The sequence below is a fragment of the Pseudomonas sp. B23(2017) genome (genome assembly GCF_002113725.1).
Classification (GTDB): Bacteria; Pseudomonadota; Gammaproteobacteria; order Pseudomonadales; family Pseudomonadaceae; genus Aquipseudomonas; species Aquipseudomonas putida_Z.
This window is the reverse complement of sequence record NZ_NEJM01000004.1, coordinates 236,426-253,573: the sequence shown is the minus strand read 5'-3', so window position 1 is coordinate 253,573 and position 17,148 is coordinate 236,426. Positions and strand designations below refer to the sequence as shown.

Genomic DNA, 17,148 nt, shown 5'->3' with positions numbered 1-17,148 from the left:
ATTCACACGATGGAGTTGCCATGCGCAAGGTACTGAAGGTGATTGGCGGTCTGCTGCTGGCGTCTGGCGCCAGCCTGGCCCAGGCGGCAGAGGTGGACAGCGGTAACACGTTGCGGTTGTACAACTGGACCGACTACATCGGCGAAACCACCCTGGCCGACTTCGAGAAGGCCACCGGCATCAAGGTCATCTACGACACCTTCGACGGCTACGAAACGGTACAGACCAAACTGCTCACCGGCCGCTCCGGCTACGACCTGGTCATGCTCAACGCTTCCCTGGTCCCCCCGCTGATCAGTGCCGGGGTGTTCCAGGCGCTGGACAAGCAGCAACTGCCCAGCTGGCACAACCTCGACCAGCAGGTGGTGAACAACCTGCAAGGCTACGACCCCGGCCTGAAATACTCGGCGCCCTACACCTGGGGCAGCTCGGGGGTAACCTACAACGTCGACAAGATCACCGCGCGCATGCCCGATGCCCCCATCGGCTCGCTGGCCATGCTGTTCGACCCCAGGATCGTCTCGCGCTTCGCCGACTGTGGCGTCACCCTGATGGACGCGCCGACCGAAGTCATCCCGCTGGCCCTGCAGTACCTGGGCAAGGACCCACGCAGCGCATCGCCGGCCGACCTGAAGGCGGCCGAACAACTGCTGCTGGGCATTCGCCCATACATTCGCAAGTTCGACTCGGTCAATTACCTCACCAGCCTGCCCAACGGCGATGTCTGCCTGGCCCTGACCTGGTCCGGCGACTACGCCACCGCCCAGGCCCGCGCGGTGGAAGCGAAGAAGGACATCAAGCTGTCGTTCTTCATCCCCCAGGAAGGCTCGCTGATCTGGTTCGACAACCTGTACATCCCCAAGGATGCGCCGCACGCGGCCAATGCCCACCGCTTCATCGAGTTCCTGCTGCAGCCGCAGACCATGGCCAAGGTCACCGACTACATCCACTACGCCAACAGCAACGCCGCCGCCACCGCGCTGGTGCGCGACGAGATCCGCCAGGACCCGGCCATCTACCCCGACGCGCAAACCCGCGAGCGCCTGTTCGCGCAGAAAACCCAGAGCCCGAAGGACATGCGCGCCATCACCCGGGTCTGGAGCACGGTCAAGACCGGTTTCTGAACACTGCCCAACGATCACTGCCAAGGAGCTGCCCATGGCCACCCCAAGCAAAGCATTCGCCATTGCCCACGACCCGCTGGTGGAAGCCGACAAGGCCCACTACATGCACGGCTACCACGTGTTCGACGAGCACCGCGAGCAAGGCGCGCTGAACATCGTTGCCGGCGAGGGCGCCTACATCCGCGATACCCACGGCAACCGCTTCCTCGATGCCGTCGGCGGCATGTGGTGCACCAACATTGGCCTGGGACGCGAGGAAATGGCCCTGGCCATCGCCGACCAGGTACGCCAGCTGGCCTATTCCAACCCGTTCTCCGACATGGCCAACGGTGTGGCCATCGAGCTGTGCCAGAAGCTTGCGCAGCTGGCACCGGGTGACCTGAACCATGTGTTTCTCACCACCGGCGGCTCGACCGCGGTCGACACTGCCTACCGGCTGATCCAGTACTACCAGAACTGCCGTGGCAAGCCGCACAAGAAGCACATCATCGCCCGCTACAACGCCTACCACGGCTCCACCACCCTGACCATGTCGATCGGCAACAAGGCCGCTGACCGGGTGCCGGAGTTCGATTATCAGCACGACCTGATCCACCACGTGTCCAACCCCAACCCGTACCGCGCCCCGCACGACATGGACGAGGCCGAGTTCCTCGACTTCCTGGTGGCCGAGTTCGAGGACAAGATCCTCTCGCTGGGGGCCGATAACGTGGCGGCGTTCTTCGCCGAGCCGATCATGGGCTCGGGCGGGGTGATCATTCCGCCCAAGGGTTACTTCCAGCGCATGTGGCAGCTGTGCCAGACCTACGACATCCTGTTCGTCGCCGACGAAGTGGTGACCTCGTTCGGGCGCCTGGGCACCTTCTTCGCCAGCGAGGAACTGTTCGGCGTCACCCCCGACATCATCACTACCGCCAAGGGCCTGACCTCGGCCTACCTGCCGCTGGGGGCGTGCATCTTCTCCGAGCGCATCTGGCAGGTGATCGCCGAGCCGGGCAAGGGCCGCTGCTTCACCCACGGCTTCACCTACAGCGGCCACCCGGTGTGCTGCACCGCGGCGCTGAAGAACATCGAGATCATCGAGCGCGAGCATTTGCTGGCGCACGTCAAGGACGTTGGCGGCTACCTGGAACAGCGCCTGCAAAGCCTGCGCGAGCTGCCGCTGGTGGGGGATGTGCGCTGCATGAAGCTGATGGCCTGTGTCGAGTTCGTTGCCGACAAGGCCAGCAAGGCGCTGTTCGCCGACGAGGTGAACATCGGCGAACGCATCCACAGCAAGGCCCAGGCCAAAGGGCTGCTGGTGCGGCCGATCATGCACCTGAACGTGATGTCGCCGCCGTTGATCGTCACCCATGCGCAAGTGGACGAGATCGTCGAAACCCTGCGCCAGTGCATCATCGAAACCGCGCGCGAACTCACGGCGCTTGGCCTGTACCAGGGCCGATGAACCTGGCGCAAAGGGCTGTGCGCGGGCGTGCCTGGCAGGCTAGACTGCCGGGCATGACCCAGGCCTCTCCCGACACCCCGCTTATCCTTTCACTGGGCGCGCTGCAGCAATGGCATGCGGCGCTGCAGCGCGCACTGGCCCACAGCGAAACGCCCGAGGCGCTCGCGCATGTGGCGGCCGCGATCGGCCAGCTGGTGCAGGTGGAGTCGATGATGATCAGCCTCGAGTGCCAGGGGCGGGCACCGCAACTGCTGTACCAGCAAGGCATCCCCGACCTGCACCGCGCTGCCGTGCTGGAGCGCTACTTCACTGCCGGCTACCTGCTCGACCCGTTCTGCCTGGCCGTGCAGAGCGGCCTGGCCGAGGGCTTTTACCACCTGCAGGAAATCGCCCCGGACAACTTCTTCGACAGCGACTACTACAAGGCCTATTACCTGGGGACCGGTTGCAGTGAGGACAGCTACTACATCGTCGACCTCAGCGCTGGCCGCAAGTTGTCGCTGAGCCTGTTCCAGGGCTGCAGCGGCACGCGCCTGAGCGCCGGGCAGATCGACCTGCTGCGTGCGCTGGAGCCGATGGTACGCGAGCTGCTGGGGCGCTACGCCCGGCACCAACTGGAGCCCGGCCCCGCATCGGCGGAGCGTGGCAGCCTGCAGGCGGCGTTCGACAGTTTCGGCTGCCAGGTGCTGACCGACCGTGAGCGGGAGGTAGCGCACATGATCTTGCGTGGGCATTCGGTAAAGTCCACCGCGCTGGAGCTGGGCATCTCGCCGGAAACCGTGCGCATGCACCGCAAGAATCTGTACCTGAAGCTGGAGATCAACTCGCAGTCGGAGTTGTTTGCGCGGTTTATCGACTGGCTGCGCGGCGATCACCTGCCGGCCTGGCAGCAAAGGAGCAACGGCCTTACTCAAATCTGAAAGCTGGCGCGGTCCCTGTGGGAGCGGGTTCACCCGCGAAGCAGGCACCGCGGTGGATGGCACGGGCTTCGCCCGTGTTCGCGGGTGAACCCGCTCCCACACGGATCGCGACAGACCTGGGTTTTCGGGTAAGCCTTGTCACGAAGCAGCCAGTCTTGCCTCCAGCGCGGCAATATGCGCCTGCAGCCGTTCATGTTCCTGGCGCTCGGCGCTGATGTCTTCGAACACGCTGATCAGGTGCTCCGGCTCGCCGTTGTCGCGGCGTTGCAGCGAGGTGCGGGCGCGTACCCAGATGTACTCGCCGTTCTTGTGGCGTACGCGTTTTTCCACCTCGTAACGCTCGGTTTCGCCGGCCAGCATGCGCTGCAGCAATTGCAGGTTCTGCGCCAGGTCATCGGCGTGGGTGATCTGCTGGAAGGTCATGCCGTACAGCTCCTCGGCACGGTAGCCCAGCAGCTCGCACAGGCTGTTGTTGACCCGTTGCCAGGTGCCGTCGGGGTCGATGTAGGCGAGGGCGCCCCAGGCCAGCTCGAAGATCGTGCGGAAGCGTTCCTCGCTTTGGCTCAAGGCCTGCTGGGCCATCTGGCGCTCGGTGTTGTCCATGCTGATGCCGACCATCTTCACCGATCGCCCGGCGCTGTCGCGTACCACCGTGGCGCGGGAGGAGATCCAGCGTACTTCACCGTCGGGGCGGGTGATGCGGAAGTCGCACTCGCAGCCGCTGCCCTTGGCCACTGCCTCGGCATACATCGCCTGCATGTGCTGCACGTCTTCGCTTGGCAGGTGTTTCCAGAAGTCTTCGTTATGGTGCACCGGCCAGCCATACACCTGCTCGACATTGGGCGAGTAGGTGACCTCGTCGCTGATCAGGTTCCATTCCCAGGTGACGATGCGTGCGCCTTCCTGGGCCAGTTTCATGCGCGTTTCGCTTTCCATGATCTCGGCCGTCAGGCGCCGGCGCAGGTCGGTCATCGGCAGCTCGACCACCTGTGGTTGCTGGATGTTCTGCAGCGCCTCGTCGCCATAGCGCAGCCAGATCCAGTTGACCTTGAGAAAGTCGGCCAGCTTGCGCAGGTTGTCGTAGTCGATCTCGCCGCCACGGGTCCACTTGTGCACCGCGGTGCGCGAAATGCCCAAGGCCGTGCCCACGGCTTGCAGGGTCAGCTTGTGATGCTCGAGCAGTTCCTTGAGGCGGAAGGCGAAGCTGTTTTCCAACATCGGCAGGGTGTCCTGATCTGGGCCAAGAGCCTGCCAGTATACGTAACTTGTCAACTTTTGGTTGACGGTTTTGGAAGCCTTACCTGGTCAATGTGGGAGCGGCCTTGTGTCGCGAAAGGGGTGCGAAGCGCCCCCCATATCTCGACCCGACGCGAAATTGCCGGGGCTGCCATGCAGCCCTTTCGCGACACAAGGCCGCTCCCACAGGGGGCCGCGACAAGCTGGAAATACCAGTTACAGGTCCAGCACCAACCGCGCCGAGCGAGCACGCGAGACGCACAGCATGATGCTCTGCTGGGCAGCCTTTTCTTCGTCGCTCAGGTACTGGTCGTAATGCTCGGCTTCACCTTCGAGGATGGCCGTCTCGCAGGTGCCGCACACGCCTTCGCGGCACAGGCACTCGACCTTGGCGGCTTTGGACTTCTCGATGGCCTGCAGGATGGTCATGCCTTCTTCCACCTGCAGCTCCACACCCGACTGCGCCAGCACCACGGTAAAGGCACTGCCGGTGACCGGAGTGGCGGCAAACTGTTCCCAATGCACGCGGTGCTCGGCAATGCCGGCCTCGGCGGCGCAGGCGATGACCGCGTCGATCAGTGGTTTGGGGCCGCACACGTACAGGTGCGCCTGCTCGTCCAGCCCCGCGCACAGGGCGGCCAGGTCGAGCTTGCAGTCGAGGCTGTCGATGTAGAAACGGGTGTTGGCGGCATGCGGGCCGTTGGCCAGCTGGTCCTGGAACGCCCCGTGCTCCGGCGCGCGGAAGGCATAGTGCAGTTCGTAGTCGGCACTGGCGCCTTCCAGTTCATGCAGTTGCGCCAGGAACGGGGTAATACCGATGCCGCCGGCAATCAGCACATGGCGGCCGGCGGTCGGGTCCAGCGCGAACAGGTTGTTGGGCGAGGAAATGGTCAGGCGGGTGCCCACTTCCACCTGCTGGTGCATGAACGCCGAGCCGCCCTTGGACTGCTCCTCCAGGCGCACGCCAATCTGGTAGCTGCGGGTGTCGCGCGGGTCGCTCATCAACGAGTAGGCGTTGCTGAACTGGCTGCCGTCGGTGCCGTGCATCTGCACGATGACGTGGCTGCCACCGGTGAAGGCGGGCATCGCCGCGCCGTCTTCGCGGGCCAGGGTAAAGCGCTTGATCAGCGGCGTGGCTTGTTCCACTGCGGTAACCTGCACGCTGAACATTTCATATGTGTTGGCCATGGTTCACCTCGACTGCCTGGGTGCGCAGCAGGCCCTGCCGCGCACCTTTACGTGCAAAAAACGTGGAGCGGTTGCCATCAATCGTCGAGGTGGGCCACGGCGATCAGGTTGTGGAAGTGGGCAATGCCGTGTTCGCTCATGCCGCTGCGCTCGCGGTCGGCCATGATCCGGCCCTGGCCACGGTAGCCACGGGACTTCAGGCCCTTCTGCACGCTTTCGACCAGGCGCAGGTCTTCCGGGCGGAACACTTCGCGGTACCAGTCGATCAGCTTCTGCTGCTCCTCGCTGATGTCCTTGTTGAGGAAGTAGATGTCGTAGTGCTGCAGGGTGGTTTCGGCATCGACCGGGAACTCGTAGATCACGGTCATGAAGTTGGCTCCTGGCGGCACGTTGAACATGGTGCAAGGCCAGGCCCAGAAACCGGCGAACGATGGGTCTTTCACATTCTCGTCGAACTTGAACGACTGCTCCGAAGGCTTGGCCAGGCCGTACTGCAGGGTCCAGTTGCCGTGCAGGCTGTGGCTGTACTGGCCAACGTCCACCGAGTCGGAGAAGCCCGGGTGGGCAGGGGCGCAGTGGTAGCACTCCAGGTAGTTGTCGACGATCGACTTCCAGTTGGCCGGGGTGTCGCTGACGAAGCGCGCGGCCAGGTGCAGGTCGTCGATCACCGCGCAGGCTTCACGCATGCGTGCCTGCATGCCTGGCAACTGGTCTTCTACCGAGCCTGCGTCCATGTCCATGTTGATGAAGATGAAGCCGGCGTATTCCTCTACGCGCAGCTGCACCAGGGTGGAGTTTTCCTTGTCGAAGTTGACCACGTTGTCGCAGTTGCGGGCGTGGGCGAGTTCGCCGTCGAGCTTGAAGGTCCACGCGTGGTACGGGCAGGTGATGACGTTCTTGGCCTTGCCGCTGCCGCTGAGCAGCTGGTGGCCGCGGTGCGGGCAGACGTTGTAGAACGCGCGCAGCACGCTGTCACGGCCACGTACGACGATGATGCTTTCGCCAATCACTTCGCGGGTGATGTAGGCGTTGTTCTCCGCCACTTCACTCCGGTGGCCCACGCAGATCCAGCTGCGAGCGAAGATCGCTTCCTTCTCGTGCTCGAACACCGCGGCCTGGGTGTAGAAATTGGCGGGGATGGTGAAGGCCTCGTCGGCGTTCGCGCAGAAATCAGCGGGCAGGCGTTTGAAGTCGTTCATGACAGGTTTCTCACAAGCTCGGTTTGTATTTATTGGTTAACGCGTATCTGTTGGTTAACAGATCAGGCAAAAAAATTTGCAGCTATCCTGGGGCTGCCTGGCAGCCCCATCGCGAGCAAGCTCGCTTCTACAGCATCGGTCAGTGCACCGCAGCGGCGCTGCGCGGGGACTGCTCGGTTGGCTCTTCGCCAGCCATGCGGGCCGCTTCTTCGTCGATCAGGTGGGCCGATACCTGGCCGTAGTCGGCGATCATCCACTTGAAGAAGCCGTAGATCTTCACCAGCAGGATCACCATGAACGGGATGGCGGTCAGTACCACGGCGGTCTTCATGGTCGACAGCGAGGCCTTGGCGAACAGCATGGCCAGTGGCACCAGGGTCAGCACCACGCACCAGAACAGGCGGTGGGTCGGTGTCGGGTCGTCGCCTTCACGCAGGTTGCGGGTGCTGGTGGCGGCTACCGCATAGGCTGCGGCATCCATGTGCGAGGCACAGAAGATGGCCATGATGAACAGGTACACACCGAGGAACACCTGGCCCCATGGCAACGCCAGCAGCAGGTGGGTCACGGCCGATTCGCCGCCTTGTTCGGCGAGCATCTTCGGTACATCCACCGCACCGGTGATGAACTGGTGCATGCTGTAGCTTTCCAGTGCGCCGAAGAAGAACCAGCAACCGAAGCTGCCACCCAGCAGCAGGGCCAGCACCACTTCCTTGATCTGCCGGCCGCGCGAAACGCGGGTCACGAACATGGCCACGCCTGGTGCATACGACACCCACCACAGCCAGTAGAACACCGTCCAGTTGCGGGTGAAGGCACCGTCGCCGGCCGGGTCGGTGAACAGGCTCATGTGCACGTAGTTCTGGATCATCAGGCCAATCGAGTTGGCGGTGTTGTTGATGGTGAACTGGGTCGGGCCGACCAGCAGGATCACCGCGGCAAACACCAGCGCGCCGATGCACACCATCTTGCTCAGGCGCTGCAGGCCGCCATCGATGCCGATGTAGGAACTGAGCGAGAACATCACTGCCACGCCACCGATCACCAGCAGCTGCACGGTGAAGGTGTCCGGGGTGCCGGCCAGGTCGTGCAGGCCGCGGGTGAGGGTGGAGGCGGTGAGGGCCAGCGACACGGTCAGCGCGCCCATCATGGTCAGCAGGAAGATCAGGTCGACGCTACGGCCTACCGGCCCGGTAGCCTTGAAGCCGGTCACCGCTTCGACGATCGAGGCCAGGTTCAGGCCGCTCTTCTTGCGCACATGGAAGTGGTAGGCCATGGCCAGCGAGGCCAGGGCATAGATCGACCAGGCGCTGATGCCCCAGTGGAAGAACGAGTAGCCAACGCTGTACTCGAGCGCCTTGGGGCTGGCCGCGGCGATGTTCAGGCCTGGGGTCTGGTAGTAGTAGGCCCATTCCATCACGCCCCAGTACAGGGTCGACGAGCCCATGCCGGCGCAGATGAACATGAACACCCAGGTGGCGGTGGCGTATTCGGGCTTGCCGCTGCCCAGGCGGATGTTGCCGTACTTGCTGAAGGCCAGGTACAGCACGGCCAGGGTGCTGCCGAACACCAGCACCTGCACGCTGGTACCGAAGGTGCGGGTGGACAGTTCGAACAACTGGTTGGCGGCGCTTTCCGCCTGGGCGGGGAAGGCTGCAAGGCCGATCACGGTGAGCAGCACGGCAATCAGGCTCACGGTAATCAGGAACACATCAATCTTTTTATTCTTGTGCGACATCATCGTCTCCTGGGACGTTGGCGTACTTGTTTTACCCGGCAGGCATCCGGGGTGTTGCAGTACCACTCCTTCCTTGGTCGTTAACCTATGGTTTACGAATATCTAATGGTTAACAGATTTTGCATACAATCCACGCCGCTCGCAAGAGCCAAAGGGCCGATTGTCAGACACTTCTGACAATCGGCCCTGGTGGATCAGGCCTCGACCAGCGCGGTGATGGCCTGGCCCACTTGTTGGGTGGACTGCTGCCCACCCATGTCGCGGGTCACGTCACCGGCGGCGATGACCTGCTCGATGGCCTTGAGGATGTCGTCGTGGGCGGCGCGATAGCGCGGGTCGGCGCCGTCGTTGCCGAGGAAGTCGAGCATCAGCGCACCGGACCAGATCATCGCGATCGGGTTGGCGATGTTCTTGCCGTAGATGTCCGGCGCCGAACCGTGCACCGGTTCGAACAGCGACGGGAACTTGCGCTCGGGGTTGAGGTTGGCCGATGGCGCGATGCCGATGGTGCCGGCGCAGGCTGGGCCGAGGTCGGAGAGGATGTCGCCGAACAGGTTCGAGGCCACCACCACGTCGAAGCGGTCCGGTTGCAGCACGAAGCGCGCGCAGAGGATATCGATGTGCTGCTTGTCCCAGCTGATTTCCGGATAATTGGCAGCCATCGCCGCCGTGCGCTCGTCCCAGTACGGCATGCTCACAGCCATGCCGTTGGACTTGGTGGCCGAGGTGACATGCTTGCGCTGGCGGGTCTGTGCCACATCGAAGGCGTACTTGAGGATACGGTCGACGCCGCGGCGGGTGAACACCGACTCCTGCAGCACGAACTCGTTCTCGGTGCCTTCGAACATGCGCCCGCCCAGCGACGAGTACTCGCCCTCGGTGTTCTCGCGAATGACCACGAAGTCGATGTCACCTGGCTCACGGCCAGCCAGTGGGCAAGGTACGCCGGGGAACAGGCGCACCGGGCGGATGTTCACGTACTGGTCGAAGTCGCGGCGGAACTTGAGCAGTGAACCCCACAGGGAGATGTGGTCCGGTACCTTGTCAGGCCAGCCCACTGCGCCGAAGTACAGGGCGTCGAAACCTTTGAGCTGTTCGAACCAGTCGTCCGGCATCATCTTGCCGTGGGCCAGGTAGTAATCGCAGCTGGCCCACTCGAAGAACTCGAAGCTGATGTCCAGGCCGTGCTTGCGCGCAGCGGCCTCGACCACGCGAATGCCTTCAGGCAGTACTTCGTTGCCGATGCCATCGCCGGGGATTGCCGCGATTCTGAAAGTCTTGCTCATGGGGTGCACTCGTTGTCTAGGGAACAGGTGCTGGCCATGCTATAAGGGCTTGATCCGGAGATAATCTAGCCATTCATGGATTCTTGGTACACGCTACGTGAATAATCTGCCCAACCTCGACGACCTCAACATCTTCCTGCAAGTGGCCAGGCGCGCCAGTTTCGCGGCCGTGGCCGATGAGCTGGGCATGTCGGCGGCGTTCATCAGCAAGCGCATTCGCATGCTCGAGCAAACCCTGGAAGTACGCCTGTTGCACCGCACCACCCGGCGGGTGACGGTGAGCGAGGAGGGCGAGCGGGTGTACCAGTGGGCGTTGCAGATTTTCGATGCGGTGCAGCGCATGGGTGATGACATCAGCGCCCAGCACCGCGAGCCGGCCGGGCAACTGCGCATCGCCAGCAGCCTGGGCCTGGGCCGGCGCTTCGTGGCGCCGGCCTTGTCGGAGCTGGCCGAGCGCTACCCGCGGCTGGACATTCGCCTGGACGTGCATGACCGCCTGGTGGACCTGATTGCCGAAGGCGTCGACCTGGATATCCGCGTGGGCAACGCCATCGCCCCCAACCTGATTGCCAAGCCGCTGGCGCGCAACCGCCGGGTGCTGTGCGCCGCGCCGGCGTACCTGGCCCGGCGCGGCACGCCCAAGGTGCTGGGCGACCTGGCCAGCCATGACTGCCTGGTGATCAAGGAGCGCGACCACCCGTTTGGCGTGTGGCAGCTGATGGGCCCGGAGGGTGAGGAGGGAGTGCGGGTGACCGGCGGTTTGTCGAGCAACCATGGCGAAGTGGCGCACCAGTGGTGCCTGGACGGGCGCGGGATATTGCTGCGTTCCTGGTGGGATGTGCACGACAGCCTGCAGGACGGGCGCCTGGTGCAGGTGCTGGAGGACTATCACCAGCCGGCGGATATCTGGGCGGTGTACACCACTCCGCTGGCCAGTTCGGCCAAGGTGCGAGTGGCAGTGGACTTTTTCCGGCAGTACTTTGCCGAGCGTTATAGCCTGCCGGGGTAGAGCCTACCTGCAACACCCGCTCCTACAGACATCAAAAGCAGAGACGATTCCTCAGCCCCTTCCTTTGGCCAGATAGGCCGCAAACTCTGCCTCCGGCACCATGCTGCCACCGGTCCCCCACACCAGGTGCGTGGCCCGCTCCATGCGCCCAGCCGACAGGCCCATCCGCGCCAGGTACTCAGGCGATTCAAGCACCTTGACCATGCCTGGCATCCCCGCCAGCGCCGAAGGCTCCAGCCGCGCGTTCTCCTGGTCATGGGCCAGTACCAACAGCCGGTACAGCGCCTCGTCGCTGACCGTGTAATAACCATCGAGCAAACGCTGCATCGCCTTGCCGACAAAGCCGGAAGGGCGGCCCACCGCCAGACCGTCGGCGGCGGTCAGGTTGTCGATGCCGAAATCCTGCACGCTGGTGGCGTCATGCAAACCGCTATACACCCCCAGGAACATGCAGGGCGAGTGGGTGGGCTCGGCGAAGATGCAGTGCACATGGTCGCCCCAGATCAGCTTCAGGCCGAACGCCACGCCACCCGGGCCGCCGCCGACCCCGCAGGGCAGGTAGACGAACAGCGGGTGCTCGGCATCCACCTTGATACCCGCGGCCTCGAACTGGACGGCCAGCCGCTCGGCCGCCACGGCATAGCCGAGGAACAGGTGTGGCGAGTTCTCGTCGTCGACGAAGTAGCAGCTCGGGTCCGCCGCCGCCTGCTGGCGCCCTTGCTCCACCGCCACGCTGTAGTCGCTTTCGTACTCGACCACCTTCACGCCATGGGCGCGCAATTTGTCCTTCTTCCATTGGCGGGCATCGGCCGACATGTGCACGGTGGCCTGAAAGCCCAGCCTGGCGCTCATGATGCCGATCGACAGGCCGAGGTTGCCGGTCGAGCCGACCGCAACCTTGTACTGGCTGAAGAACTGCCGGGCCTGGTCGCTGGCCAGTTCCCGGTAATCGCTGTCGAGGTTCATCAGGCCGGCTGCCAGGGCAAGGTCTTCGGCATGCTTGAGCACTTCATGAATACCGCCGCGGGCCTTGATCGAACCGGAGATCGGCAGCTCGCTGTCGGCCTTGAGCCAGAGCGAACCGCTGGCTGGCAGGCCCGCTTCCTGCAGCAAGGTGGCGTGCAGGGTGGGCAGCGGGCGCAGTGGCGACTCGATGATGCCGCTGCTGGTGGCGGTGTCCGGGAACACCTTGGCCAGGTACGGGGCAAAGCGTGCCAGGCGGGCACTGGCGGCACTGACATCGGCGGCGTTCAGGCCGACATCGGCCAGGGCCTGGGCGGCAGGGGCAATGTGCGGGTTGAACCAACGGGTTTCGCGCAGGGCCACCAAGTCTTCGATCAGGGGGTGGGAGCTGCACCATGCTTGCAGTGTCTTGCCGTGAATCATGCTGGTTTTTCCTGTTGGTTGATGATGACCAGGGGGCGCATTCTTCTGGCCTGCGCAGGCCCTTGTAGGAGCGGCCTTGTGTCGCGAAAGGGCTGCAAAGCAGCCCCGGCAATTTGTGCATCTGCGCTGAAACCCTGGGGCTGCTTTGCAGCCCTTTCGCGACACAAGGCCGCTCCTACAACCGACCGCGTGAGGTCAGGGAGCGCGCTCATTCGGCCTGTTGTGCAATCAATGCCAGGCAGCGCTGCACGATCGGGCTTACATCGCCCTTGCGCCGGCTGAGGATGATCGGGCTGACGGCACCGCTGTCGAGCAGGCTTACATATTCGATATCGGTGCGGTGCTGCTGCTGCACCGACGCCGGCACCAGGGTGACGCCTACGCCGACGGCCACCAGGCCGATGGCGGTCTGCAGTTCGTTGGCCCACTGGCTGACGCGGATGCTCATGCCGTGGTGGGCGAACAATGCCAGCACATGGTCGGCATAGCTGGGCCGCGGGTTGGCCGGGTAGAGGATGAACGCCTCGCCAGCCAGCTGGGCAAGGGTAAGCGGGCTGCTCGCCAGCGGGTGGCCCTTGGGCAGTACAGCCACCAGCGGGTCCTCGCACAGCACTTGCTGGTGAATGGCCGGGTCATCGATGCGAATGCGCCCGAAGGCGATGTCGATGCGCCCGCTTTTCAGCGCCTCCACCTGCTGCAGCGTGGTCATCTCGTTCAGGCCCAGTTCCAGCTCGCTGTCCTGGCGCAGCTCGCGGATCAGCTCCGGCAGCACCTTGTACAGGGTCGAGGGGGCAAAGCCGATCCCCAGCCACTGGCGCTGGCCCTGGCCGATGCGGCGGGTATTGTCGCTGATGTTCTCCAGCTGCTGCAGCACGGTGCAGCTCTGCTCGTAGAAGAAGCGGCCCGCCTCGGTCAGCCGCAGCGGGCGCTCGCGCGCCACCAGCAAGGTACCGAGCTGGTCCTCGAGTTGGCTGATCTGCCGGCTCAGCGGTGGCTGGGCAATGTGCAGCAGCTCGGCGGCGCGAGTGAAGTTCAGGGTTTCGGCCAGGACCTTGAAGTAACGCAGGTGGCGCAGCTCCATCAGACCTCCAAGGTATGGTGGGAGATTCATTCGATATTGGACGGCTATCAGGGTCTCGCGCAATCCTTGAACAAGCAAGTAAATGCACCACTCGGGCCTGCGGCTGGCAGCCCGAAACAATGGGACCTGGCAACAATGACAAGCGCGCTGATTGAACGTATAGAGGCAATTATCGTCGACCTGCCGACCATTCGCCCGCACAAGCTGGCGATGCACCCCATGCAGCAGCAGACCCTGGTGGTATTGCGTGTTCGCTGCAGTGATGGCGTGGAAGGCATCGGCGAGGCCACCACCATTGGCGGCCTGGCCTATGGCTACGAAAGCCCCGAGGGCATCAAGGCCAACATCGATGCGCACCTGGCGCCGGCGCTGATCGGCCTGCCGGCAGACAACATCAACGCCGCCATGCTCAAGCTGGACAAGCTGGCCAAGGGCAACACCTTTGCCAAGTCGGGTATCGAGAGTGCCTTGCTCGATGCCCAGGGCAAGCGCCTGGGCCTGCCGGTCAGCGAACTGCTGGGTGGCCGCGTGCGCGACAGCCTGGAAGTGGCCTGGACCCTGGCCAGCGGCGACACCGCCCGCGACATCGCCGAAGCCCTGCACATGCTGGAGATTCGCCGGCATCGGGTGTTCAAGCTGAAGATCGGCGCCAACCCGTTGGCCCAGGACCTCAAGCACGTGGTGGCGATCAAGCGCGAGCTGGGCGACAGCGCCAGCGTGCGGGTCGACGTCAACCAGTACTGGGACGAATCCCAGGCCATCCGTGCCTGCCAGGTGCTTGGCGACAACGGCATCGACCTGATCGAGCAACCGATTTCGCGCATCAACCGCAGCGGCCAGGTGCGCCTGAACCAGCGCAGCCCGGCGCCGATCATGGCCGACGAGTCGATCGAAAGCGTCGAGGACGCCTTCAGCCTGGCCGCCATTGGCGCGGCCAGCATCTTCGCCCTGAAAATCGCCAAGAACGGTGGCCCGCGCGCCGTGCTGCGCACCGCGCAAATCGCCGAGGCTGCCGGCATCGCCCTGTATGGCGGGACCATGCTCGAAGGCTCGATCGGCACCCTGGCTTCGGCTCATGCTTTCCTGACCCTGCGCCAGCTCACCTGGGGCACCGAGCTGTTCGGGCCGCTGCTGCTGACCGAAGAAATCGTCAACGAGCCGCCGCAGTACCGCGACTTCCAGCTGCACATTCCACGTACCCCAGGCCTGGGCCTGACCCTGGACGAACAGCGCCTGGCGCGCTTTGCCCGCCGCTGAGTCACGCTGGCTGAAAGAACACACAACCCCTGTGGGAGCAACTGTCTTGCTCAAATTTTAATAGTTGGCGCGATCCCACAGGTACAGCGACAACCTCGAGAGCAACGCTGTTCCTGTGGGAGCGGCTTTAGCCGCGAAGCAGGCGACGCGGTGGATGGCACGGGCTTCGCCCGTGTTCGCGGGTAAACCCGCTCCCACAGTGTTCGCGCCAAATCAGAGAAAGGAGATACCAGCATGCTGTTCCACGTGAAGATGACCGTGAAACTGCCGGTCGACATGGACCCGGCCAAGGCCGCCCGGCTCAAGGCCGACGAAAAGGAACTGGCCCAGCGCCTGCAGCGCGAAGGCACCTGGCGCCACTTGTGGCGCATTGCCGGGCACTACGCCAACTACAGCGTGTTCGACGTGCCCAGCGTCGAGGCGCTGCACGACACCCTGATGCAGCTGCCGCTGTTCCCGTACATGGACATCGAGGTCGACGGCCTGTGCCGGCACCCCTCGTCGATTCACAGCGACGACCGCTGAGTCGCACCTGTCTACCTGACAAGAACAAGATGAGGCAAGCACGATGACCGTGAAAATTTCCCATACTGCCGATGTTCAGGCGTTCTTCAAGGAAGTGGCCGGCCTGGGCCATGCCGAAGGCAACCCACGCTTCAAGCAGATCATCCTGCGTGTGCTGCAGGACACTGCACGCCTGGTCGAAGACCTGGAAATCACCGAAGACGAGTTCTGGCATGCCGTCGACTACCTCAACCGCCTGGGTGGCCGTAACGAAGCCGGCCTGCTGGCGGCGGGGCTGGGCATCGAGCACTTCCTCGACCTGCTGCAGGATGCCAAGGACGCCGAGGCCGGCCTGACTGGCGGCACCCCGCGCACCATCGAAGGCCCGCTGTATGTGGCGGGGGCGCCGCTGGCGCAGGGCGAAGCGCGCATGGACGACGGCAGCGACCCGGGCGTGGTGATGTTCCTCCAGGGCCAGGTGTTCGACGCCGAAGGCAAGCCGTTGGCCGGCGCCACCGTTGACCTGTGGCACGCCAACACCCAGGGCACCTATTCGTACTTCGACTCGACCCAGTCCGAGTACAACCTGCGCCGGCGCATCATCACCGATGCCGAAGGGCGCTATCGTGCGCGCTCCATCGTGCCGTCGGGGTACGGCTGCGACCCGCAGGGGCCAACCCAGGAATGCCTGGACCTGCTTGGCCGTCACGGCCAGCGCCCGGCGCACGTGCACTTCTTCATCTCGGCGCCGGGGCACCGCCATCTGACCACGCAGATAAACCTGGCTGGCGACAAGTACCTGTGGGATGACTTTGCCTATGCCACCCGTGACGGGCTGGTCGGCGAGCTGCGCTTTGTCGAGGATGCTGCGGCGACGCGTGATCGCGGCGTAGAGGGCGAACGCTTTGCCGAGCTGGCGTTCGACTTCCACCTGCAGGCGGCCAAGGCGCCGGACGCCGAGGCGCGCAGCCACCGCCCGCGTGCGTTGCAGGGGGCCTGAGTGGTGTTATCGCTCCGGTTGTAGAGGTCGTTGTGGGAGCGGGTTTACCCGCGAAGAATGCGACACGGTGTATGGCACCGGCTGTGCCGGTGTTCGCGGGTGAACCCGCTCCCACAGGGGCCTGCTAAATCAATGAGTGATGTGCTTGTGATGGTTTTGGCCTGGGCCTTTCCGTGCGGGGAGGGCCTGGGCTTTTTTGCTGCCAGGGGCTGTTGATCTAGAATCCGCCTTTTTACCCGAGCCCCCGCACCATGCTGCCCATCGAACTGCTGGCAACCACTGCCGACCAGGCCCCGCTGATTCGCAACCTCTACCAGTTCTACGCCTACGAGTCCTCGGACTGGGAGCAGGAAGACGTCGAAGTGGACGGCCGCTTCTATATCCATGACGAGCACCTGCAACGTTACTGGCAGGCCGATGGCTGGGGCGCGTACCTGGTGCTGGCAGATGGTTTCATCGCCGGTTTCGTGCTGGTCGAACGCAGCGAGCTGCCGGGCATCGACGCGTTCGAACTGGCCGACCTGTTCATCCTGAAAAAGTACCGCCGACAGGGCATCGGCCGGGCGGTGGCATTGCAACTGCTGGGCGGCGAGGGCGACTGGCTGATGCGCTGTTACGCACAGGACATGCCTGCCGTGGCCTTCTGCAATGCCGTGCTGGCCGAGCTGTCGCGCCCGGCGCAGCCCATAGCCCTGGATGACGAACCGGGCTTGCTCAATTTCCTGGTGACGGGCGCCCGCCATTGAGGGTGTGCCAGCCTTCGTTCGCAAATT

Annotated in this window: 15 protein-coding genes; 8 read left to right on the top strand and 7 right to left on the bottom strand. The window is 64.0% G+C overall.

Annotated elements, in window-relative coordinates:
- The first annotated feature begins 20 nt into the window (after positions 1 to 20).
- The 3 genes from CAG46_RS09105 to CAG46_RS09095 are packed head-to-tail and all read left to right on the top strand — an operon-like array spanning position 21 to position 3,491.
- A complete protein-coding gene (locus CAG46_RS09105) occupies positions 21 to 1,124 on the top strand; it encodes a polyamine ABC transporter substrate-binding protein (protein WP_013973072.1) in 1,104 nt (367 codons plus the stop codon).
- 34 nt (positions 1,125 to 1,158) lie between these two features.
- Positions 1,159 to 2,571: an aminotransferase gene (locus tag CAG46_RS09100; protein WP_085615317.1), complete on the top strand. Its 1,413-nt coding sequence runs from the start codon at positions 1,159 to 1,161 to the stop codon at positions 2,569 to 2,571.
- Between the two features lie 53 nt (positions 2,572 to 2,624).
- Complete coding sequence (locus CAG46_RS09095) at positions 2,625 to 3,491, top strand: LuxR C-terminal-related transcriptional regulator (RefSeq protein ID WP_256575065.1); 867 nt, start codon at positions 2,625 to 2,627, stop codon at positions 3,489 to 3,491.
- A 138-nt stretch (positions 3,492 to 3,629) separates the two neighbouring features.
- Here CAG46_RS09095 and CAG46_RS09085 read toward each other — a convergent pair whose 3' ends face one another.
- The 5 genes from CAG46_RS09085 to CAG46_RS09065 form a co-directional block, all read right to left on the bottom strand.
- Positions 3,630 to 4,709 (bottom strand): helix-turn-helix transcriptional regulator, encoded by a 1,080-nt coding sequence (locus tag CAG46_RS09085; protein ID WP_085615324.1) that lies wholly within the window; start codon positions 4,707 to 4,709, stop codon positions 3,630 to 3,632.
- A gap of 234 nt (positions 4,710 to 4,943) precedes the next feature.
- Positions 4,944 to 5,915 carry a PDR/VanB family oxidoreductase gene (locus CAG46_RS09080; protein ID WP_085615326.1) on the bottom strand — a complete coding sequence of 324 codons (972 nt, stop codon included), beginning with the start codon at positions 5,913 to 5,915 and terminating at the stop codon, positions 4,944 to 4,946.
- A 77-nt stretch (positions 5,916 to 5,992) separates the two neighbouring features.
- Positions 5,993 to 7,114: an aromatic ring-hydroxylating dioxygenase subunit alpha gene (locus CAG46_RS09075; protein WP_085593088.1), complete on the bottom strand. Its 1,122-nt coding sequence runs from the start codon at positions 7,112 to 7,114 to the stop codon at positions 5,993 to 5,995.
- 139 nt (positions 7,115 to 7,253) lie between these two features.
- Positions 7,254 to 8,852, bottom strand: coding sequence for a BCCT family transporter (locus tag CAG46_RS09070; RefSeq protein WP_085615328.1), 1,599 nt, complete (start codon positions 8,850 to 8,852; stop codon positions 7,254 to 7,256).
- A 194-nt stretch (positions 8,853 to 9,046) separates the two neighbouring features.
- Positions 9,047 to 10,138 carry a tartrate dehydrogenase gene (locus CAG46_RS09065; RefSeq protein WP_025338756.1) on the bottom strand — a complete coding sequence of 364 codons (1,092 nt, stop codon included), beginning with the start codon at positions 10,136 to 10,138 and terminating at the stop codon, positions 9,047 to 9,049.
- 97 nt (positions 10,139 to 10,235) lie between these two features.
- Here CAG46_RS09065 and CAG46_RS09060 point away from each other — a divergent pair, with 97 nt between their 5' ends.
- Positions 10,236 to 11,147 (top strand): LysR substrate-binding domain-containing protein, encoded by a 912-nt coding sequence (locus CAG46_RS09060; RefSeq protein ID WP_085615330.1) that lies wholly within the window; start codon positions 10,236 to 10,238, stop codon positions 11,145 to 11,147.
- A 51-nt stretch (positions 11,148 to 11,198) separates the two neighbouring features.
- Here the strand turns inward: CAG46_RS09060 and CAG46_RS09055 are convergent, their stop codons facing one another.
- Both CAG46_RS09055 and catR read right to left on the bottom strand, forming a co-directional pair.
- Positions 11,199 to 12,533, bottom strand: a complete 1,335-nt coding sequence (locus CAG46_RS09055) for a D-serine ammonia-lyase (protein WP_085615332.1) — start codon at positions 12,531 to 12,533, stop codon at positions 11,199 to 11,201.
- Between the two features lie 208 nt (positions 12,534 to 12,741).
- Positions 12,742 to 13,614, bottom strand: coding sequence for an HTH-type transcriptional regulator CatR (gene catR, locus CAG46_RS09045; protein ID WP_085615336.1), 873 nt, complete (start codon positions 13,612 to 13,614; stop codon positions 12,742 to 12,744).
- Positions 13,615 to 13,749: 135 nt separating this feature from the next.
- On the opposite strand from catR, the gene CAG46_RS09040 reads away from it, so the two are divergent.
- The 4 genes from CAG46_RS09040 (at position 13,750) to CAG46_RS09015 (ending at position 17,121) form a co-directional block, all read left to right on the top strand.
- Complete coding sequence (locus CAG46_RS09040) at positions 13,750 to 14,871, top strand: muconate cycloisomerase family protein (RefSeq protein WP_085615338.1); 1,122 nt, start codon at positions 13,750 to 13,752, stop codon at positions 14,869 to 14,871.
- A gap of 234 nt (positions 14,872 to 15,105) precedes the next feature.
- A complete protein-coding gene (gene catC / locus CAG46_RS09030) occupies positions 15,106 to 15,396 on the top strand; it encodes a muconolactone Delta-isomerase (RefSeq protein WP_013973066.1) in 291 nt (96 codons plus the stop codon).
- Between the two features lie 43 nt (positions 15,397 to 15,439).
- On the top strand, positions 15,440 to 16,375 hold the full coding sequence (gene catA, locus CAG46_RS09025) for a catechol 1,2-dioxygenase (RefSeq protein WP_085615342.1): 936 nt from the start codon (positions 15,440 to 15,442) through the stop codon (positions 16,373 to 16,375).
- 251 nt (positions 16,376 to 16,626) lie between these two features.
- The gene (locus CAG46_RS09015) at positions 16,627 to 17,121 is read left to right on the top strand and encodes a GNAT family N-acetyltransferase (protein WP_025338763.1); all 495 of its coding nucleotides are present in this window, start codon (positions 16,627 to 16,629) and stop codon (positions 17,119 to 17,121) included.
- The last annotated feature ends 27 nt before the right edge of the window (positions 17,122 to 17,148 follow it).